Annotated in this window: 18 protein-coding genes; 4 read left to right on the top strand and 14 right to left on the bottom strand. The window is 70.7% G+C overall.

The window, feature by feature from the left end; translation table 11 throughout:
- Nucleotides 1–29: 29 nt before the first annotated feature.
- A complete protein-coding gene (locus HQ603_RS16610) occupies nt 30–2,093 on the bottom strand; it encodes a PhoX family protein (protein WP_308126583.1) in 2,064 nt (687 codons plus the stop codon).
- 187 nt (nt 2,094–2,280) lie between these two features.
- Between HQ603_RS16610 and HQ603_RS16605 the strand changes: the two genes are divergently transcribed.
- On the top strand, nt 2,281–3,114 hold the full coding sequence (locus tag HQ603_RS16605; protein WP_222685872.1) for an alpha/beta fold hydrolase: 834 nt from the start codon (nt 2,281–2,283) through the stop codon (nt 3,112–3,114).
- Between the two features lie 110 nt (nt 3,115–3,224).
- Here the strand turns inward: HQ603_RS16605 and fdhA are convergent, their stop codons facing one another.
- The 11 genes from fdhA to HQ603_RS16550 all read right to left on the bottom strand — a co-directional run bounded on the left by fdhA (nt 3,225) and on the right by HQ603_RS16550 (nt 14,060).
- Nucleotides 3,225–4,445, bottom strand: coding sequence for a formaldehyde dehydrogenase, glutathione-independent (gene fdhA, locus HQ603_RS16600; RefSeq protein ID WP_068148644.1), 1,221 nt, complete (start codon nt 4,443–4,445; stop codon nt 3,225–3,227).
- A gap of 216 nt (nt 4,446–4,661) precedes the next feature.
- The gene (locus HQ603_RS16595) at nt 4,662–5,405 is read right to left on the bottom strand and encodes an amino acid ABC transporter ATP-binding protein (protein ID WP_222685871.1); all 744 of its coding nucleotides are present in this window, start codon (nt 5,403–5,405) and stop codon (nt 4,662–4,664) included.
- Nucleotide 5,406: 1 nt separating this feature from the next.
- Entirely contained in the window at nt 5,407–7,218 is a 1,812-nt protein-coding gene (locus HQ603_RS16590; RefSeq protein ID WP_222685870.1) for an ABC transporter substrate-binding protein/permease, read from the bottom strand.
- A gap of 104 nt (nt 7,219–7,322) precedes the next feature.
- The gene (locus tag HQ603_RS16585) at nt 7,323–8,093 is read right to left on the bottom strand and encodes an LLM class F420-dependent oxidoreductase (RefSeq protein WP_222685869.1); all 771 of its coding nucleotides are present in this window, start codon (nt 8,091–8,093) and stop codon (nt 7,323–7,325) included.
- A gap of 33 nt (nt 8,094–8,126) precedes the next feature.
- Complete coding sequence (locus HQ603_RS16580; RefSeq protein WP_222685868.1) at nt 8,127–9,002, bottom strand: SDR family NAD(P)-dependent oxidoreductase; 876 nt, start codon at nt 9,000–9,002, stop codon at nt 8,127–8,129.
- A 36-nt stretch (nt 9,003–9,038) separates the two neighbouring features.
- Nucleotides 9,039–9,563, bottom strand: a complete 525-nt coding sequence (locus HQ603_RS16575; RefSeq protein ID WP_222685867.1) for a TIGR04338 family metallohydrolase — start codon at nt 9,561–9,563, stop codon at nt 9,039–9,041.
- A 6-nt stretch (nt 9,564–9,569) separates the two neighbouring features.
- Complete coding sequence (locus tag HQ603_RS16570; protein ID WP_308126582.1) at nt 9,570–10,379, bottom strand: DUF2786 domain-containing protein; 810 nt, start codon at nt 10,377–10,379, stop codon at nt 9,570–9,572.
- Between the two features lie 82 nt (nt 10,380–10,461).
- The gene (locus tag HQ603_RS16565) at nt 10,462–11,562 is read right to left on the bottom strand and encodes an inositol-3-phosphate synthase (RefSeq protein WP_222685866.1); all 1,101 of its coding nucleotides are present in this window, start codon (nt 11,560–11,562) and stop codon (nt 10,462–10,464) included.
- A complete protein-coding gene (locus tag HQ603_RS16560; protein ID WP_308126581.1) occupies nt 11,555–12,202 on the bottom strand; it encodes a PadR family transcriptional regulator in 648 nt (215 codons plus the stop codon). Before HQ603_RS16560 ends, HQ603_RS16565 begins: the two co-directional genes overlap by 8 nt.
- 208 nt (nt 12,203–12,410) lie before the next feature.
- Nucleotides 12,411–13,235, bottom strand: a complete 825-nt coding sequence (locus tag HQ603_RS16555; protein WP_222685865.1) for a DUF1707 SHOCT-like domain-containing protein — start codon at nt 13,233–13,235, stop codon at nt 12,411–12,413.
- Nucleotides 13,236–13,250: 15 nt separating this feature from the next.
- Complete coding sequence (locus tag HQ603_RS16550; protein WP_222685864.1) at nt 13,251–14,060, bottom strand: DUF1707 SHOCT-like domain-containing protein; 810 nt, start codon at nt 14,058–14,060, stop codon at nt 13,251–13,253.
- An 81-nt stretch (nt 14,061–14,141) separates the two neighbouring features.
- On the opposite strand from HQ603_RS16550, the gene HQ603_RS16545 reads away from it, so the two are divergent.
- The 3 genes from HQ603_RS16545 to HQ603_RS16535 all read left to right on the top strand — a co-directional run bounded on the left by HQ603_RS16545 (nt 14,142) and on the right by HQ603_RS16535 (nt 19,166).
- Entirely contained in the window at nt 14,142–14,561 is a 420-nt protein-coding gene (locus tag HQ603_RS16545) for a DUF5318 domain-containing protein (RefSeq protein WP_068104497.1), read from the top strand.
- Nucleotides 14,562–14,862: 301 nt separating this feature from the next.
- Nucleotides 14,863–17,571, top strand: coding sequence for a transglycosylase domain-containing protein (locus HQ603_RS16540; protein ID WP_261773973.1), 2,709 nt, complete (start codon nt 14,863–14,865; stop codon nt 17,569–17,571).
- Nucleotides 17,572–17,681: 110 nt separating this feature from the next.
- Nucleotides 17,682–19,166 carry a glycosyltransferase family 87 protein gene (locus HQ603_RS16535; protein ID WP_222685897.1) on the top strand — a complete coding sequence of 495 codons (1,485 nt, stop codon included), beginning with the start codon at nt 17,682–17,684 and terminating at the stop codon, nt 19,164–19,166.
- On the opposite strand, the gene HQ603_RS16530 is transcribed toward HQ603_RS16535, so the two are convergent.
- Nucleotides 19,129–19,578: a universal stress protein gene (locus HQ603_RS16530; protein ID WP_222685863.1), complete on the bottom strand. Its 450-nt coding sequence runs from the start codon at nt 19,576–19,578 to the stop codon at nt 19,129–19,131. The two genes, HQ603_RS16535 and HQ603_RS16530, sit on opposite strands and share 38 nt — an antisense overlap.
- A 90-nt stretch (nt 19,579–19,668) precedes the next feature.
- A partial coding sequence (locus HQ603_RS16525) for a TerD family protein (RefSeq protein WP_222685862.1) occupies nt 19,669–20,284 on the bottom strand: 616 nt, incomplete at its 5' end.

Below are 20,284 nucleotides of genomic sequence, written 5' to 3'. Positions count from 1 at the left end.
GGGGGACTACCGGGGCCGCGTGCGCCGGGTCAGGCCTTCCAGACCGCGACGACGGACGGGCGCGGCTGGGTGTCGCCGCCGTCCGGCCAGTGCGAGGCCGGGGCGTCGGCACTGGCGTCGTCGAGTTCGCCCGGGTGCTGCACCGACACCACGACGCGCTGCTCCTGCACGATCGGCCCGCAGGTCTCGGCGCCCTTGGGCACGGTGAGGAACTGCTTGGTCTGGCCACGACGCTCGCCGTCGAGGACCACCGAGAACAGGCCGTCGTTCGATTCGAGTGCGTTGCCGTCGGTGGAGATCCACAGGTTGCCCGCCGGGTCGAACGCCAGGTTGTCCGGGCAGCTGATGGGGCTGACCTGCGACTTGTCGAACCCACCGAAGTACGTGTCGGCGGCTTCGGGGTCACCGCACACCAGGAGAAGGTTCCACGTGAAACTGGTGCCCGCGTGGTCGTCGTCCAGCTCGAGGACCTGACCGTTCTTGTTCTTGTTGCGGGGGTTGGCCTCGTCGGCGGGGGCCTTGCCCTCGGTGCCGCGGCCCGAGTTGTTGGTCAGCGCGACGTACACCTTGCCCGTCACCGGGTTGGGCTCGAAGTCCTCGGGCCGGTCCATCTTGGTGGCGCCGACCTCGTCCCCGGCCTGGCGGGTGAACACCGCCACCTCCTCCGCGGACATGCCGTCGACGAGGGACTCGCCGCGTCCGTCCTCGCCCGTGCGCAGCAACGGAATCCACTCGCCCTTGCCGGCGAAGGTGCCCGAGGCGGGAATCTGGCCGCTGCCGTCGATCTCGTCGGGCGAGTCACCGGTGAGCTTCGCGACGTACAGGGTGCCCGCGTCGAGCAGCGTCAGGTTGGAGCGCACGGCCGCGGGGCCGGTGCCCTGCATCATCTTTCGCGACGAGACGAACTTGTACATGTAGTCGAAACGCTCGTCGTCACCGCTGTAGGCGACCACGGTGCCGTCGTCGGTGACGTGGATCGTCGCGGCCTCGTGCTTGAACCGGCCGAGGGCGGTGTGCTTGATCGGGGTGGAGGCGGGGTCCCACGGATTGACCTCGACCACCCAGCCGAAGCGGTTGACCTCGTTGGGCTCCTGCGCCAGATCGAACCGCTTGTCGAAGCGCTCCCACTTGCGTTCGGACGCAGCACCTTCCACGCCGTAGCGTGCCAGGCGTGCCGCTGCGGTCGGGTCGGTGACCGACTCGGCGTTGGCGAAGTACTGGTTGATGTTCTCCTCGCCGGAGAGCACCGTGCCCCAGGGCGTGAGGCCACCCGAGCAGTTGTTGAACGTGCCGAGGACCTTCGTGCCCGTCGGGTCGGCGGAGGTCTTCAGGAAGTCCGAGCCCGCGGCCGGGCCGGTGAGGACGAATTCCGTGGTGCCGGTGATGCGGCGGTTGTAGCGACCCATCTGCGGCGTGAGACGGCCGGATCCGTTCTCGCCCTGGACCTCCACGACGGACAGGCCGTGGGCGGCCAGACCGATGGCCACCTGCTCGGCGGTGGGGTTCTCCGCGTCGTACCCCCGGAAGAGGAACGGCTCGGTCGTGTACTCGTGGTTGACCACCAGCAGGTAGTCGGAGCTGGACCCGTCGATCGGCAGCAGGCCGGCGAAGTCGTTGTTGAAGCCGAACTGCTTCTCCTGGGCCGCGGCGGTCTGGTTGTCGAAGTCGAACTCCGGCGCACCCGCCACCACCGGGTCGCCCCACCGGATCACGACGGCCTGCTCGTGACCCTCCGGGATCACCACGGCGTCCTCGGTGTTCGGCGCCACCGCCGCAAAGTCCAACCCGCGCGGCTCGGGGGGCAGGGTGGACGACGGGTCCGCCGTCGTCGCGGTCCCGGACTCGCCTCCGCCGCCGCACGCCGCGAGGGCGCCGGTCGCGCCGACGGCCACCACGGCCATCGCCCCGCCCTTGAGAATGCCGCGTCGCGTCATCGCGGTCTTCACGACGTCGCCGAAGTACTCCCCGCGCGAGGTGTTGGGCACCTCGTGGAAGCAGGCGTCGCCGCACTTGTAGCGGCACGTGAGGGTGGAACGCGAGGAACGGCCGTCGTGGGAGTGCACGACGTGGAGGGACAGCGGAATCGTGGTCACGGAGCGACCGTAGGCAGACCAGGCAAAAGGAAACCGGAACGAAGGCGACGGCCCGGAACCGTCGACGTGAACGCAAAGCGAACGCGTGTCACGTTTCGGTCGGTCGGGTAGACCGGACCCGAGTGCACGCATCGACCCGAGACCGGGCCCGGCCGTGCCCGAGCCGCAGACCGAAGGAGACACAGCCATGCCCATGCTCACGGTGGGAGTCGAGAACGACACCCCGATCGACCTGCACTATCAGGACCGCGGCGAGGGCGCTCCCGTCGTGCTGATCCACGGCTGGCCGCTGAACGGACGGTCCTGGGAGCCGCAGATCACGTCGCTGCTCGACGCCGGACACCGCGTGGTCACCTACGACCGCCGCGGGTTCGGCAGCTCCTCGCAGCCCGAGTCGGGGTACGACTACGACACGTTCGCCGCGGACCTGTCGGTGCTGCTCGAGACCCTCGACCTGCGCGACGCCGCCCTGGTCGGCTTCTCCATGGGCGGCGGCGAGGTGGTGCGTTACCTGGCCAAGTACGGCAGCGAGCGGGTGGCCAAGGCCGTGCTGGCCGGGGCGGTGCCGCCGTACCTGTACAAGACCGACGACAACCCGGACGGCGGCCTCGACGACGAGACCATCGAGGGCTTCCTGGGCGGCGTGGAGAACGATCGGAACGCGTTCATCGACGGCTTCGCCACCAACTTCTACAGCGCGAACGGCGAACTGAAGGTCAGCGAGGAGACCCGGCAGTACGCCGTCGACATGGCCGCCGAGGCCTCCACCACCGCGATGCTCGGGTGCGTGAAGGCGTTCTCCTACACCGACTTCCGCGACGATCTGCCGAAGATCGACGTGCCGACGCTGGTGATCCACGGCGACGCCGACGCGATCGTCCCGCTCGAGGTGAGCGGAAAGCGCTCGCACGAGGCCATCGCCGATTCCTCGCTCGTCGTGATCGAGGGCGGGCCCCACGGGTTCAACGCCTCGCATCCGGACGAATTCAACGCCGCACTGCTGGAGTTCCTCGCACGCTGACCTGCCCGGCTGCACACAGAACGCCCCGATCGACGGGTTCCCGCCGATCGGGGCGTTCTGTGTGCGGTGGTGCAGGTGCCGGGTGGTGCAGGTGTCGGGCGGCGCCGGTGTCAGGCGGCGCCGAGCATTCCGTGCGGGTCGAGCACGAACTTGGTGGCCTCGCCGCGGTCGAAGTCGGCGTAGCCCTGCGGCGCCTGCTCGAGCCCGATGGCGCGGGCGTTCACGGCCTTCGCGATCTGCACGCGGTCGTGGAGGATCGCCATCATCAGCCCGCGGTGGTACTTCATCGTCGGGCACTGACCGGTGGTGAAGGCCAGCGACTTCGCCCAGCCCGTTCCCAGGCTGAGCGACAGGGAACCCTTCTTGGCGGCCTCGTCGGACGCGCCCGGGTCGCCGGTGACGTACAGGCCCGGAATGCCGAGCGAACCACCGGCCGCGGTGACGTCCATCAGCGAGTTCAGCACGGTGGCCGGGGCTTCCGTCGCGCTGCCGTCACCGTGGCCGCGAGCCTCGAAGCCGACGGCGTCGACGCCGCAGTCCACCTCGGGGACGCCGAGGAGCTGCTCGATCTGGTCCGCCGGGTCACCCTTGGACACGTCGACCGTCTCGCAGCCGAAGCTGCGCGCCTGCGCGAGTCGGTCGGCGTTGAGGTCGCCCACGATCACCACGGCGGCGCCGAGGAGCTGGGCGCTGGCGGCCGCGGCGAGGCCGACGGGGCCGGCGCCGGCGATGTACACCGTCGAGCCCACCCCCACTCCGGCGGTGACGCACCCGTGGAAGCCGGTGGGGAAGATGTCCGACAGCATGGTCAGGTCGAGGATCTTCTCCATCGCCCGGTCGCGGTCGGGGAACTTCAGCAGGTTCCAGTCGGCGTACGGCACCATCACGTACTGCGCCTGACCGCCGACCCAACCGCCCATGTCGACGTAGCCGTACGCGGCGCCGGGGCGATCCGGATTGACGTTCAGGCAGATGCCGGTCTTGCGCTCCTTGCAGTTGCGACAGCGACCGCAGGCGATGTTGAACGGCACCGAGCACAGGTCGCCCACCTGGATGAACTCGACGCCCGGTCCCACCTCGACCACCTCACCGGTGATCTCGTGGCCCAGCACCAGACCTTCCGGGGCCGTGGTCCGACCGCGCACCATGTGCTGGTCGCTGCCACAGATGTTGGTGGACACCACCTTCAGGATGACGCCGTGCGGGCACTCGCGGCCCACGCTCGCCGGATTCACCCCCGGACCGTCCTGCAGGGTGAAGCTGGGGAAGTCGATGTCGATCACCTCGACCTTCCCGGCTCCGGCGTAGGCAACGGCTCTGTTGTCCGACATGGGGTCTCCCGTCTCGTCGATCACGATGGCCGGTGCAGGCATGCCTGGATGCGCATGCCTGCACCGATCTCGACAGTACGGGACACCGTGTGATGCGGGTCACGAACGGCGGCGGCAGAAGACCTCCGCGCGCGCCGACCTGCCCGGCTGCACACGACACGCCCCGATCGACGGGAAACCGCCGATCGGGGCGTGCTGTGTGCGGTGGCGCCGGTGTCAGAGCACCTCGGAGAGGAACCGCTTGAGACGGTCGGTCTCCGGGTCGTCGAAGAGCGCGGCGGGCGGGCCCACCTCGACGGCGCTGCCGTGGTCCATGAAGAGCACGCGGTCCGACACCGAGCGGGCGAAGCCCATCTCGTGGGTGACCACGACCATCGTCATGCCGCCGGTCGCGAGGTCGGCCATGAGCGCCAGGACGCCCTTGACCAGCTCCGGGTCCAGGGCGGAGGTGGCCTCGTCGAAGAACATGACCTGCGGGGTCATGGCCAACGCCCGCGCGATGGCGACACGCTGCTGCTGACCGCCGGAGAGGTTGCCGGGACGCGAGCCCGCCTTCTCCTTCAGCCCCACCTTGTCGAGTTGCTCTAGGGCGACCTCGCGGGCCGCCTCCTTGCTCTGCCCCTGGAGCTTCCACGGGCCCAGCGCCACGTTGTCCAGCACGGTCCGGTGCGGAAAGAGGTTGAACTGCTGGAACACCATGCCGATGCGCTGACGCAGCGCGTCGGGGTCGTCCTTCAGCACGGACTTGCCGTCCAGCAGGATGTCGCCCTGCTCCGGTTCGTGCAGGCGGTTCAGCACGCGCAGAAGCGTCGACTTCCCGGAGCCCGACGGGCCGATGACGGTGGTGGTGGACCCGGCGGCGACGTCGATGCTCACGCCCCGCAGGACCTTGTTGGCACCGAAGGACAGATGCAGGTCGCGTCCGGCGAGGGAGACGCCGGTGAGTGTCTCGGTGGTCATGTCAGCCTCTTTCCACGACGATGGCCTGCTCGACCGGGTCGAGGGTCTTCTCCGCACGGCCCGTGCGGAGGCGCTTGTCGATGTAGTTGACCAGGTGGGTCAGCGGAACGGTCATGGCCAGGTACACCAGGCCGGCGGCCACCAGGGGTGACAGGTTGCCGGTCTGCGCGTTGAGGTCGCGGCCCACGGCGAACAGCTCGCGCTGGGTGGCGAGCAGGCCGAGGAAGTAGATCAGCGAGGAGTCCTTGATCAGCGAGATGAACTGGTTCACCAGAGCCGGCAAGACCCGTCGCACACCCTGCGGCACCACGACCAGGCGCATCGCGCCGCGGTAGCCGAAGCCGAGGGCGCGTGCCGCCTCGAGCTGACCCCGCTCGACCGACTGGATACCGGAGCGGAAGATCTCGCCGATGTAGGCCGCCGCGAGCAGCGACAGCGCCAGCGCACCGAGCCAGTACGGGTTGTTACCGGTCAGGCTGCTGGTCACCGGGCCGATGCCCAGGCCGATGATCAGGATGATGACCACGGCGGGCAGGCCGCGGAAGATGTCGGTGTAGACCCGCGCCGGCCAGCGCAGCCAGCGCGAGCGGGACAGCCCCGCGAGGGCGAGCAGCATGCCGAGCACGGTGCCGATGACGCCCGACGCGAGCGCCAGGATCAGCGTGTTCGGCAGGCCGGTCTTCAGCAGGTCCGGGATGGCCCGCTTGTAGAGCTCCCAGTCGAAGAACGTGTCCCCGAGCTGCTGCAGCGTCGACTTGGGCGCGACGGCCTGGGCGGCCGGGGCGGCGGCGTCGTTCTCCGCCGCGATGGCCGCGAAGTCGGGGAGATCCGGCTGCGGGGCGGCCTTGCTGCCCGGCTTGAACCCCTCGGGCAGCTCGCGCGGCACCCAGTCCGAGTACAGCTGCGCCCACGTGCCGTCGGCGATCACGGCGTCGAGTCCGGAGTTCAGCGCGTCGATCAGCGGCTGGTTGTCCCGCGCGACGGCCCACCCGACGAAGTTGTTGAGCGAGAACGTGTTCTGCGTGATCGCGGTGCCGTCCTCCGGCTTCACCAGACCTTCGGCCTGCTGCGACGGAGCGACCCACGCGTCGATCTGCCCGGTGCGCAGGTTCGCGTAGGCGGTGTTGTAGTCGGGGAACTTCACCGGGTCGAGGCCGAGGGTGTTGACGACGTAGTCGTCCTGCACCGTGCCCTGCACCACGCCGATGCGGGTGGTGGGGCCGAGGTCCTCGAAGGCGGTGATGGGGCCGCCGGCCTTCGCGACGAGGGAGAAGTAGCCGAAGTCGTACCCGTTGGTGAACCCGACCGTGTTGCGACGCTCGTCGGTGGTGGTGATCGACGACGAGCCGACGTCGAACCGTCGCCCCGCCACCTGCGCGAGCAGGCCGGAGAACTCGGTGCCGGAGAACGTCACCTGCAGGCCGAGCTTTGCCGCGACCGCCTTCAGCAGCTCGTTGTCGTACCCGGTGTACGTGCCCGAGCCGTCGACGCAGATGCTCGGCGGGGCGTCGGACAGGGTGCCGACGGTGAGGGTGCCCGGCGTGATCAACCCGAGTTGCGCGGTGTCGATGCGATCGAGCGGCGTCACGGACGGCGTGGTGTAGCGGTCCTCCGACGCGGCGGCGGCCGCGGCGTCGAAGTTGGTGGGCACCGACGACGCGCTCTCGACGCCGGGAGGCGCGCAGAGTTCGGTGGGCGCGGCGGCGGCCGCGGTGTCGCCGTCCGACGACGACCCGCACCCGGCGAGTAGACCCGCGAGAAGAAGGACGAGAACCACGGCGACGGACGTTCGCCCCGTGCGGTGCGCGTGCATGACCTGAACAGTAGGGCCACCGCAACGCACCCACCGAACGGTGTTCTGCGCAAGTGTTGCGCTCAGCGAGTCGAGTGACCTCGGTCCCGCCGAACGGAGGGGGGTCAGCGGGAGCGGGCCCAGCCGATCGCCTGTCCGAGCTCGGTGAGGTCGTAGTCCGGCCCGTTCACCCCGACCGTGAAGAGCGTGGCGCCGGCGTCGACGAAGTCCTGCGCGGTCTCCGCGCCCGGCCACGCCACCGACCGCTCGATCTGCGACACGTCGCGGCCGACGGTCTGCCCGTGCTCGGCGAGCACGCCGGACTTGTGCTTCAGGGCGTCGAGATCGGCGAAGCTGTGCCAGACGTCGGCGTACTGCGCCACCATCTTCAGCGTCTTCTTCTCGCCGCCACCGCCGATGAGGATCGGGATGTGGCGGGTGGGCGCGGGATTGCCGACGTCCAGGCGGTGCGCGATGCGGGCGAGGCTCTCGTTCAGCAGCGCCAGGCGCGACCCGGCGGTGCCGAAGTCGTACCCGAAGTTGTCGTAGTCCTTCTGGTTCCATCCCGCGCCGATGCCGAGGATCAGCCGCCCACCGCTGATGTGGTCGACCGTCCGCGCCATGTCGGCCAGCAGATCCGGGTTGCGGTAGCCGCCGCCGGTGACGAGGGCGCCGATCTCCACGGTCGAGGTCTGCTCGGCCCAGGCACCGAGCATGGTCCAGCACTCGAAGTGGGCGCCGTCGAGGTCGCCGTAGAGGGGATAGAAGTGGTCCCAGTTGAAGACGATGTCGACGCCCGCGTCCTCGGCGCGGAGAACCGCGTCCCGGATCAGCCCGTAGTCCGGGGCGTGTTGGGGTTGCAGTTGGACTCCGATGCGCACACGAGTGTCGGCCACCCGACCGACACTAACCCTCGGTGGGCGTCCGCGTCAGAGGTGCGCCATCGCGGTCAACCGGTCGGCCCACTCGACACGCGCGGCGCCGATGCGCCGCAGCGTGCGGGTGTAGCGCGGCAGCATCTCGGCCGGTCGGTACCGGGCGGCGTCGACCAGCCACTCCCCGGCATCTTCCGCGGACAGCGTCGGCACGTCGCGGTAGCGCGCCGTCGGCTCGATCATCGGGGTGCGGATCAGCGGGAAGTAGACGGTGGTGACGCCGACTCCGGTGCCGGCCAGCTCGATGGCGATACTGCGTCCGAACATCGACACGGCGCTCTTGGACCCGGCGTACGCGGAGAACTTGGGCATGGCCCCGCCCGGAACCCCCCAGGTGGAGACGTTGACGAAGTGCCCGCTGCCGCGCTCGACCATGGCCGGCGCGAAGCCCAGCGTCAGCTGCACCGGGGCGAAGTAGTTGATCGCCGCGGTGCGCCGGTAGTCGTGCAGCCGATCGGTGGCGTCGAGCATGCGGCGGCGGATGGAGCGGCCAGCGTTGTTGACCACGACGTCGGGGGCGCCGTGCTCGCGCAGCACCGTCTCGACGAGCCGGGCGGCGTCGTCCTCGTCGGCCAGGTCCGCGGTCAGGGCGACGGCCGTGCCACCGGCGTCGACGATCTCGCGGCGAACCTCCTCGAGAGGCTCGGCGGAGCGCGCCACCAGCAGGACCGTCGCCCCCTCGGCTCCGAACCGACGAGCCGCCGCGGCGCCGATGCCGGACGACGCCCCGGTGACCAACACCGTCGACCCCGTGAGCGGGTGCCCGCGGCCGACCAGCTCGGACACCGACCGTGGTCGCTGCAGACCCGCGCGGTCGAACCGCGCCGCCCCCCGCCGGTACGTGGTGGTCACGGCCCCCCACACGTCCATCGCACTTCCCTTCCACCCCGGTTCGACCGCCCGAGGTTAGCCCACGCGGACGTCGTTGCGGCCGAAGATGCACCGCAGGACGAACGCGGCCTCGGGCCCCACCACGCGGTCCAGAAGGTCGAGGAACCGAGCCGTGAACTCGGGGCCGTGGGCGGCGTGCGGGGTGGTCTCCGGGTCGCGATCCTCGAGGTGGTGGGCGATCTCGTGCAGCACCACCAGCTCCCGCATCGCCCACGCCCGACCGGCGACGTGCAGGGGCACCGCGATGACGGCGGCGTCGTGCTCGTAGTGCGCCGCGCCCTGTCCGGCCCGGGCGCGGACCCGGCAGCGGCGGGAGGCCCGGGAGTAGCGGCGACGGACGTCCCCCCGGGCGAGCACCGCGTCGACGTAGGTCTGCACCGAGTCGATCGAGGCGAACCGACGCTCGATCGGCAGGGTGACGGTCGAGCCGCCGATCTCCACCGACCGGCCCGCGTCCGCGGCGTCGGCACGGTCGATCATGGTGCGCAGCAACGTTTCCGACTCGTACACACGAGCGCGCTGCGAGTCGCGGGCGGACACCGCGGCTCAGCGGTCGATCGCCCCGCGCGGAGACCCGAGCTCCGCGTCGGTTCCGAGCCGGGCCCGCCGTCCGGCGTGGTCCCCGGCACGCCGCGCAGCGCGCGAGAAACTGGTGGGTGCGGCGTTGCCCCGCCACCGGCCGCGAGCCGTCGACGTGCTGCGGTAGAAGTCGGTGAGCGCGAGATCCTTGTCGCGCAACGCCAGCGCCGTGCCGGTGGTGACGTCCGACGTCCGGACCGCCTCGGCGGTGATCTCCGCCTTCACCGCGGCGAGACGCGCACCGATGCGGTCGGCGAACGCCGACTGGAACTCGATGCGGGCCGTGACCGCGGCGAGCGGCTTGCGTTCCACCCGCGCGCGCCCGTACCCCGGCCGCACCACCCGGTCGACCGTCGCGTCCCGGTAGGCGCCGGACGCGATGTACGCGTCCGACGCGCGGACCATCTGCACGACCAGCGACGCGTAGAGCGCCTGCGTGGTGTCGATGTCCGACGCGAAGCCGTACGCGTAGACCTGGGTGGACGTGGACAGCACGTCGCACGTGACGTCGTTGGCCGCGGCGATGGCGACGAACAGGCGAACGTAGGTCTTCAGACCCCGCTTGCCGCGCTCACCGATCTCGACCGTGCGCTGCACGGGCCCGCTGCGCGACTGCCCCCCGGCAGTGTGCGACCGCGCGACCGCGAGATCGATCGACGCGGCGGTGGCGAGCCGCTGGGCGGCCTCCATGAACGCCTCGGCCTCGTGCGGATTGTCCGTGGACTCCGCCTGCCTGAGCAGCCCCCCGATACGGGTGAGCATCCTGTCCTGACTCACGACGGCGACAGTACGCCCGGACGCCGACAGGCCCCCGGTCGTGACCGGGGGCCTGTGGATGAATCCATCGAGCGGAAGAACGTCAGTCGTCGGCGCCGATGATGAACGCTTCGAGCTGCGCCCGAGCGGTGTCGTCGGCCATCTGCTCCGGCGGGCTCTTCATCAGGTACGCCGAGGCCGGCAGGATCGGGCCACCGAGGCCGCGGTCCTTGGCGATCTTGGCCGCACGCACGGCGTCGATGATGATGCCGGCGGAGTTCGGCGAGTCCCAGACCTCGAGCTTGTACTCGAGGTTCAGTGGCACGTCACCGAAGGCGCGTCCTTCGAGGCGGACGTACGCCCACTTGCGGTCGTCGAGCCACTCGACGTGGTCCGACGGGCCGATGTGCACGTTCCGGTCCGCGATCTTGTTGGACAGCGTGCCGGTGAGGTTCGAGGTGACGGCCTGGGTCTTGGAGACCTTCTTCGACTCCAGACGCTCGCGCTCGAGCATGTTCTTGAAGTCCATGTTGCCGCCGACGTTGAGCTGGTACGTGCGGTCGAGGGCGACGCCGCGGTCCTCGAACAGCTTGGCCATCACGCGGTGGGTGATGGTGGCGCCGACCTGGCTCTTGATGTCGTCGCCGACGATCGGCACACCGGCGTCGGCGAACTTCTTGGCCCACACGGGATCCGAGGCGATGAACACGGGGAGCGCGTTGACGAAGGCGACGCCCGCGTCGATCGCGGCCTGCGCGTAGAACTTGTCGGCCTCGTCGGAACCGACGGGGAGGTAGGAGACGAGGACGTCGACCTGCGCGTCACGCAGGGCCTGTGCCACGTCGACCGGCTCCGCGTCGGACAGCTCGATGGTCTCGGAGTAGTACTTGCCGATGCCGTCGAGGGTCGGGCCGCGCTGCACCGGCACGTCGGCCGGCGGGACGTCGGCGATCTTGATGGTGTTGTTCTCGCTGGCGAAGATGGCCTCCGAGAGGTCGAAGCCGACCTTCTTGGCGTCCACGTCGAACGCGGCGACGAACTCGACGTCGCGGACGTGGTAGCGGCCGAACTTCACGTGCATGAGGCCGGGAACGGTGGCGTTCTCGTCGGCGTCCTTGTAGTACTGCACGCCCTGAACGAGGGACGACGCGCAGTTGCCCACGCCCACAATGGCCACGCGCACCGCAGTGCTGTTGTCACTCATGGTCGGGATCTCCTTTGCTTTCGTGTCGGCGGGTCGAGGCGTCGGTGGGGGCCGACTCTCGGTGCCCGGGTACCGAGACCGGGGGATCGGTCGCGGCTGCGGGCGGCGGACCCTCCGAGCTGATCGCCAGTGCCTCGGCAGCGATCAGTTCGTTGAGCCACCGCACTTCGCGCTCGCTCGACTCGAGGCCGAGCTGATGCAATCCGCGCGTGTATCTGTCCACCGACCCCGTTGCGCGGCCGATGGCGTCGCGAAGCCCTTCCCGGCGCTCCTCGACCTGACGTCGCCTGCCCTCGAGTATTCGCATCCGCGCCTCGGCGGGGGTACGCCCGAAAAAGGCCAGGTGAACGCCGAATCCATCATCGGTGTAGTTCTGCGGACCGGTGTCGGCGACGAGTTCGGTGAACCGCTCTCGGCCGGCCGGGGTGAGCTCGTAGACGCGGCGTGCACGACGCACGGTGCCCCCCGAGGCCTGGTTCTCCACGATCAGTCCGTCCGCCTGCATGCGGCGCAGGGTCGGATAGAGCGAACCGTAGGAGAAGGCCCGGAACGCACCGAGCAGGCCCGTGAGCCGCTTCCGGAGCTCGTACCCGTGCATCGGTGAGTCCAGGAGCAGTCCGAGAACGGCGAGTTCCAGCACGGTCCGCCCCTTCCCGATCGAGATCCCGTCCGATGCACGAACGTCCGCAGTGATGACGCGTCCGACTATAACCGTCGTATGTATCGGGCCGATACATACGGGTACGCGTTACTCACCGAGACAGGAACAGGTACCCCCTCTCGCGTGATCCCAATCAGCGGCCGGGGGCTGCCTCGATGCACAGAAGTGGACGATCACGCCCGCCGGATCAGTCCGGTTCCACCGAGAGCACGGCCCCGGCCGGATCGACGACGACGGTGCCGACGCCCTCACCACGCGGATCCACCACGTCCAGCCGAATCTCCGGCGTGCCGAAGTTCCGCAGGTTGACGGTGTCGACGACGCCGTTCGGTCGGCCCAGGGACAGCGGCGCCCCGGCGAGGTGGCCGGCCAACGCGTCGACGTTCAGCGTGGTCCAGTCGAGGGTGCGTTCGCTGTCGGACGGTTCGGACGTCGAGTCGGACGGGTCGAAGCCGCCCATGACGTTGACCTGCTGCTGCCGCCCGTCCGCGACCGGACGCGTGACGGACGCCCGACGGTCCCCGAGGTCGAGGTACATCGAGTAGATCTCCGCGGACCCGAAGCGCTCGATCCAGCGAGCGCGGAAGTCGGCGAGCCCCGCGGCGGTGTCGAACGCGAACGGCTGCGCGACGATCGGCGAGACGTCCGGCGGCAGGTCCGGTGCGGGGGCCGGCGCGTCGGCCGTCGGGACCGCGGGTGCGGGGTCCGGGTCACGGGCGAGTGCCCATCCCCCGGCCGCGACCACCACGGCGACGGCCGCGACCAGGGGCCACCGACGCCACGGGCGCCGCGCCCGCCGGGGGACCTCGGGTTCGGGCAGGGGAACGTCCGACTGCAGGTCCGAGACCAGGGCGTGCAGGTCACCCACCGTCCGCGCGGACCGCGCCGACGCACTGCGCGTCCGGTGCTCGTCGAACGTCAGCTGGCCGTCGGCGTACGCGCGGTCGAGGGCGGTGGCGGTCACCGCCCGGTCGACGTCGCGCGCTCGCAGGCTCGATCGCGGCTGGGTCATCGCTGGTCCTCCCCGTCACTCGTTCGGGTCGAACCGGTCGACGTACACGAACGCGCCGTCCGGGCCGGCCGTGAAGTAGCCGTCCTCGTTGTCGTCGTTGCTCGCGTGGAGCATCACGCGCGGGCCGGAGTCGTCGGCGCCGAGCGAGAAGTACATCGAGTCGATGCGGTCGAGATTCAGCGAGTCCGGTGCGCCGAGCACCAGACCGCCGAGCACGTCCGCGCGGAACGTCGTCACGTCGACCGCGACGGTGTCCGACGACCGATCGCCGGTGAACCCGTCCGTCCACTCCCCGTCGCGGAAGGTGACGGAGACGGACCGGCGGGGCGCCTCGGGATCCTGCACGTCGACGATGACGTAGTCCGGATAGAACAGCACCGAATCGACCGTCGTGGTGCCGGTCCGCGACGGGATGGCGGCGAGCACGTCGGCGATGGCCTGCGGGGCGAGGTACCCGGCGGACCCGTAGACCGACGTCGGATCGTCGCTGCGGACGTACGCCCGGATGCCGGCGGCGACGGCGGCGATCGTCGCGATCACCACCAGGACGGCGACGGCCACCACGACGAGGATTCCGCGTCCCGACACCGTGCCGGGCGGCAGCGCTCGGGGCAACACGACCGGCGCGAGCCGCGAGTCGCCCTGCAGGTCGTCGACCAGGTCGTGCAGGTCGCCGAGCGTGCTCGCGTCCGTGGCCAGCCCGACGCGCAGGGCGTGCTCCTCGGCGTCCAACTGCCCGTCGTCGAGGGCTCGGTCGAGTTCCGCGCAGGCGTCCACCCGGTCCTGGTCGCGGGCCCTCGTTCCCGCAGGTCGGCCGATCGCCACGCGCAGATGATACGACTGTGAGAGCCGATCGTGGGTCCGCCGCGGGACCCCCGCGACCCGGGCGCACGTACTCTGGTCGTCGTGCGATTCGAACGGCAGGTAGTGGACTACGCGTTGCAGCGCAAGTCGCTGCTCGCCGAGGTGTACTCGGGTCGCACCGCCGTCGCGCAGGTCTGTGACGCCGATCCCTACCTGCTGCGCGCGGCCAAGTTCCACGGGCGCCCCTCCACGGTGGCCTGCCCGATCTGCCGCAAGGAACAGCTCACCCTCGTGTCCTGGGTGTTCGGGGAGAAGTTGGGCCAGATGAACGGCTCCGCGCGATCCGCCGAGGACCTGGGCCGACTGGCCGCCACGCAGGAGGAATTCTCCGTGCACGTGGTCGAGGTGTGCCGCACGTGCAGTTGGAACCACCTCGTCCAGTCGTATGTACTGGGCAGCGCACCGGCCCCCACCCGTCCTCGCACCCGCAGCACCGGCCGTCGCCGCACGGCCAGCGAGTGACCGGGGCGGGTGATCGGCGGTACCGTCCGCCGAGAACCGACGCGCGGGCACCCCGGCCGGGGCCCGCTCGCGCTCAGTGGACCACCGACGCCGACGCCTTCGTCGCGCGTCCCGACAGTGGAGTACGTCAGTGACCACCCCCTACGACGGGTCCCGCGACGACGGGACCGGAGCGGGTAACGACCGTCCCCACCGCGACGGCCCGGACCACGGCGGCCGAGACGACTACCGGCCCCGCCACCAGGCTCGCGACGACGCGCCCGGCGGATACGGCCGCGACGGTGTCCCGCCGCGTCCGCCCATGCCGCCGCGCCGGGACGACGCACCGGGTCGCTACCCCGGTTCCGCCGGCCGCCCGCCGCAGGGACCGCCGCCGCAGGGTCCGCCTCCGCAGGGTCCGCCGCCGCAGTACCGACCGCCGCGTCCGGCCTACGGGACCGGGGGGTTCGACCCGAATCGCGACCCCGGGTACGGCCCGCGGCGCGATGCCGGATACGGCCCCGCGTACGACCCCGGGCGCGATGATGCGACGCGGGCTCGCCCCGTCGGCCCACCGCCCGGGCAACGGCGTGACGACGAGACCGGCTACCTCGGTGGCGCCGCCGGCGCCGGTGCGGCAGGCGCCGCCGGCAGCGCCGCGTACTCGCAGGCACGCTCCCCCCGCGACGACGCCCCGACGTCCGGTTACGGACGCGGCGAGTACGACCGTGACGAGGACAGCTCCCGGTCCGGTGGAGGACCCACCGAACCGCCATCAGGAGGTAGGACCACGAAGACCGCGAAGAAGTCCCCCTGGCGCACCGTGCGGCGCACGCTGTACGCGCTGGTCGCGCTCGGTCTGATCGTGCCGATCCTCGCGTTCGTGGTGGCGTACGTCATCGAGGACGTGCCTCGTCCCGGTGACATCAAGACCAACCAGGTGGCCACGATTCTGGCCTCGGACGGGACGTCGGTGCTCGGCACCGTCGTGCCGCCGGAGGGGAACCGCACCGACGTCGAGATCGGGCAGATCCCGGAGCACGTCCGCAACGCCGTGCTCTCGGCCGAGGACCGCGACTTCTACTCGAACCCCGGCTTCTCGGTCTCCGGGTTCGCGCGGGCCGCGCGGGACAACGTCCTCGGTCGCGACAGCGCCGGCGGCGGGTCCACGATCACGCAGCAGTACGTCAAGAACGCGCTGGTCGGTTCCGAACGCACCCTGACGCGCAAGATGCGCGAGCTCGTCATCTCCTCGAAGATGGCCCGCCAGTGGACCAAGGACGACATCCTCGCCGCGTACCTCAACACGATCTACTTCGGGCGCGGTGCGTACGGCATCGCGGCCGCGTCGAAGGCCTACTTCGACAAGCCCGTCGAGGCGCTGAGCGTCGAGGAGGGCGCGGTGCTCGCCGCGACCATCCAGCAGCCGTCGGGCCTGGACCCGGAGAACAACCCGGCCGGCGCGCAGAGTCGCTGGAACTACGTGCTCGACGGCATGGTCACCATGGGTGCCCTCGATCAGGGCGCCCGGTCGGCGATGCAGTACCCCGCCACCCGGCCGCTGGCCTCCGTCAACAGTGGCGACGCCACCGACTCGGGACCGAACGGCCTGATCAAGACGCAGGTGCTGCGCGAGCTGTCGTCGTCGGGCATCAGTGAGCAGGACCTGAACACGGCCGGGCTGCAGATCACCACCACCATCGATCCGCAGGACCAGCAGGCCGCGATCGACGCCGTGAACAGCAACATGGAGGGCGAGCCGTCCGAGTTGCGGACGGCGTCGGTGTCCATCGATCCGCGCACGGGTGCGGTGAAGTCGTACTACGGCGGGGCCGACGGCCGCGGCTTCGACTTCGCGCAGTCCGGTCTGCAGACCGGCTCGTCGTTCAAGGTGTTCGGCCTCGCCGCGGCGCTCGACCAGGGCATCCCGCTGTCGCAGATGTACGACAGCTCGCCGCTCACCGTCAACGGCATCTCCATCGGCAACGTCGAGGGCGAGTCCTGCGGCACCTGCACCATCGCGGAGGCGCTCAAGCGGTCGCTGAACACCAGCTTCTACCGCCTGCAGCTGAGTCTCGACGGCGGACCGCAGGCCGTGGCCGACATGGCGCACCGCCTCGGCATCCCCGAGGAGACCGAGGGCATCGGTCCGACGCTCACCGAGCCCAACGGCGCCGGCCCCAACAACGGCATCATCCTGGGCCAGTACCAGTCGCGGGTGATCGACATGGCCAGCGCGTACGCGACGCTGGCGGCGTCGGGCACCTACCACGCGCCGCACTTCGTCCAGCGCGTCGTCACCGCCGACGGCACCGTCCTGCTCGACCGCGGCACCGAGCCCGGTGAGCAGCGGGTCGAGCCGGTGGTCGCGGACAACGTCACGGCCGCGATGCGTCCCATCGCCGGCTACTCCAACGGCCACAACCTCGCCGACGGTCGGCCCTCCGCCGCCAAGACGGGCACCGCCCAGCTCGGGGACACGGGCGAGAACAAGGACGCGTGGATGGTCGGGTACACGCCGTCCCTGGCCACCGCCGTCTGGGTGGGTACCGAGCAGGGTCTGCCGCTGCGCAACGTCTACGGCGGACCCATCTACGGCTCCGGTCTGCCCTCGGACATCTGGAAGGACACCCTCGACGGGTCGCTCGACGGCAGCCCGGTCGAGTCGTTCCCGGCGCCGGGCGCCATCGCCGGCCAGGCCGGAATTCCGCAGTACTCGGCACCGGCACCGACCCGCGCACCGGTGACCACCTCGGCCGAGGCACCGTCGCCGCCGCCGACGACGGAAGCGCCGGCGCCGCCCGTCGTCGTGCCGTCGCAGGTGGAGATCCTGCCGGGCATCACCATTCCGGTCCCCGGCCTCGCGCCGGCTGCGACCACCACCGCACCGGGCGCGGAACCGGGTGCCGGTGCCGGTGGAGGCGCCGGGGCGGGAGCGGGTGAGGGCGCAGGCGGTGGTGCCGGTGCGGGTGCCGGCGGTGGCGCCGGTGCCGGTGCGGGTCAACCGCCGGCCGCGTCGCCCGGCGGCTAGGGGTGCCGGGCAGGCCGGAAGCCGAGCAGACGCTGTTGGCGAGTGCGGGCACGTTGGCGAAGGACCGCCGCTCGGCCCGCTGGCGTGACCTGCCGAGCCGGACGGACCCGATGGTCGCCGAGTTGTCGTCGGTGGTCGGGGGGCCGGTCGGGCGTCATGCGATGGTCGGCCGCCAGCGTCGGATCACGCCGCTGCGGGTGATCTTCGCGTTCACGGTGGTGTTCCTGGCGCTGGGGTGGTTCGGCAAGGCCGCGTGTATCCAGCAGGCGCCCAACGGTCCCGACGGTCAGCTGGGGCTGGACTGGAGCGGCAGTCGGCAGTACGTCGCGATGTGTTACTCGGACATCGTTCCGCTGTACGGGGCGGAGCGGTTGAACGAGGGGGCTCTGCCCTACAAGAAGTCCTGGGAGGAAACGGGTCCGGGCGGCGCCACCATCACCCGGTACATGGAGTATCCGGTGCTCGCCGGGATGTACCAGTACGTGTCGATGCAGGTGGCGCACGCATGGGCGGCGGTGCCGTGGTTGCCGCAGGCGCTGACGGTCGCCCTGTACTTCAACGTGGTGGCGTTCGGGGCGGCGCTGGCGTGGATCGTCACGGTGTGGGCGACGACGATGTTGGCGGGTCGACGCGTGTGGGACGCCGCGCTGGCCGCGGCCTCGCCGCTGGTGGCGGTGCACGTCTTCACCAATTTCGACGCTCTCGCCACGGCATTCGCGTCGGGTGGTCTGCTGGCGTGGGCGCGTCGTCGCCCGGTCCTGGCCGGGGTGCTGCTGGGCCTCGGCGGCGCGACCAAGCTGTACCCGCTGTTCCTGCTCGGTCCGCTGCTGGTGCTCTGTGTCCGCACCGGAACGCTCGCCTTCTGGGCGCGGGCCGCGGCGGCGGCGGCCGCGACGTGGTTCGTCGTCAATCTGCCGGTGGCGCTGCTGTTTCCGCGGGGGTGGGCCGAGTTCTTCCGGCTGAACTCCGACCGCGGCGCGGATCCGGACTCGCTGTACAACGTCGTCTCGTCGTTCACGGGGTGGGCCGGATTCGACGGTCCGCTCGGCGCGGGGGACAAGCCGACGATCCTGAATGCGGTGTCGGCCTTGCTGTTCGTGGCCGTGTGCCTCGCCGTCGCGTACGTGGCGCTGACCGCGCCGCGTCGACCGCGGCTGATGTCGCTGTGCTTCCTGGTGGTCGCCGGATTCCTGTTGACCAACAAGGTGTGGAGCCCGCAGTACTCGCTGTGGCTGGTGCCCCTGGCCGTGCTGGCTCTACCGCATCGGCGAATCCTGCTGGCGTGGATGACGATCGACGCGCTGGTGTGGGTGCCGCGCATGATGTACTACCTGGGCGTGAGCAACAAGGGACTGCCCGAGCAGTACTTCACCTCGGCCGTGTTGGTGCGCGACCTCGCGGTGATCGGGCTGTGCGCGATGATCGTGTGGCAGATCTATCGCCCCGGCGAGGACCTGGTGCGCCGCAGCGGCGACGACGACCCCGCCGGCGGGGTGCTCGACGAGGCGCCCGACGCCTACCCGGAGCGCATCCCGGCGTGGCTGCGGCCGCGGGTCGTCACGGCACCACCGTCACCGGCCACCGCCCCAGTTTGACCAGTCGTACCGCCACCGAGCCGAAGATGCGGTGGCCGGCGCGTTCGCTGGTGCCCACGACGATGGCGTCGGCACGCAGTTCGTCGGCCACTGCGGCCAGGCCCGTCGCGGGATCACCGCGGAAGGTGCGGAACTCCCACGCGACGTGTTCCTCCTCGCCGAAGCGGAGCACGTGCGCCCGGATCTCGCGCAGGAGGTCGTCGGCGGCCTGGGTGCCCGAGTCGTAGAGCACCCCGGAGGCCTGCGCGAACGCGCCCGCGCCGAGAGTCTGCACGTAGACGAGTACCAGCCGGGAGCGCTGACGGCGGGCCTGACCCGCGGCGTATGCCGCTGCGCGCCAGGACGAGTCGGATCCGTCCAGGCCGACCACGATCAGCTTGGCCCCGTCCACGCCGTACTCGAACCCCGTCACGGGTCCACCCTACGACTGCAGCGCGAGCGGGCGGCACCCCGATTGCGGGGCGGCTCCCCCGATCGGGGGAGCCCGATCGGAACCGGGGAGCTACTGGAGATACGGCGCCAGTTGCGGCAGTGCCTCCCCGGCGTGCTTGGCCTGGATCCCGTCGCCGATCGCCTGCAGCTTCCACTCCCCGCCGGCCCGGTAGACCTTCGCCATGACGAGGCCCGTGAACGGCATGCCGCCCTGCAGGGTGAAGCGCGCCAGCTCGGAGCCGACGGGGGCGTCGACCAGTCGGGTGAAGGCGTTGGCCACCTGCTCGAACGTCTGCCCGCGGTACGACGTCACGATGAAGATGATCGACGTGACCTGCGCGGGGACGCGGGTGAGGTCGACGGTGATCACCTCGTCGTCGCCCTCGCCGTCGCCGGTCAGGTTGTCGCCGGCGTGGACGATGGACCCGTCCTTCGACCGCAGCTGACCGAAGTAGACGACGTCGGCGTGCCGGGTGCCGGCGAACATCAGTGCGGACGCGTCGAGGTCGACGTTGGCGGTGCGGCCACCGCCGAAGAACCCGCCGGCCTTCTTCACGGGGTCCCAGCCGAGGCCCATCCGAATCACGGTCAGCGCGACGCCGCCGTCCTTCTTCAGCGTCACCTTCTGGCCCTTGGACAGGCTGACCGGGCGTGCCTTGGTCAGGCTGACTTCGGGTGGGGGGGTG

This window comes from Rhodococcoides corynebacterioides, assembly GCF_019834675.1.
GTDB lineage: Bacteria > Actinomycetota > Actinomycetes > Mycobacteriales > Mycobacteriaceae > Rhodococcoides > Rhodococcoides corynebacterioides_A.
Note: the sequence above shows the minus strand (reverse complement) of the source record. Positions and strands in the feature narration are given on the sequence as shown.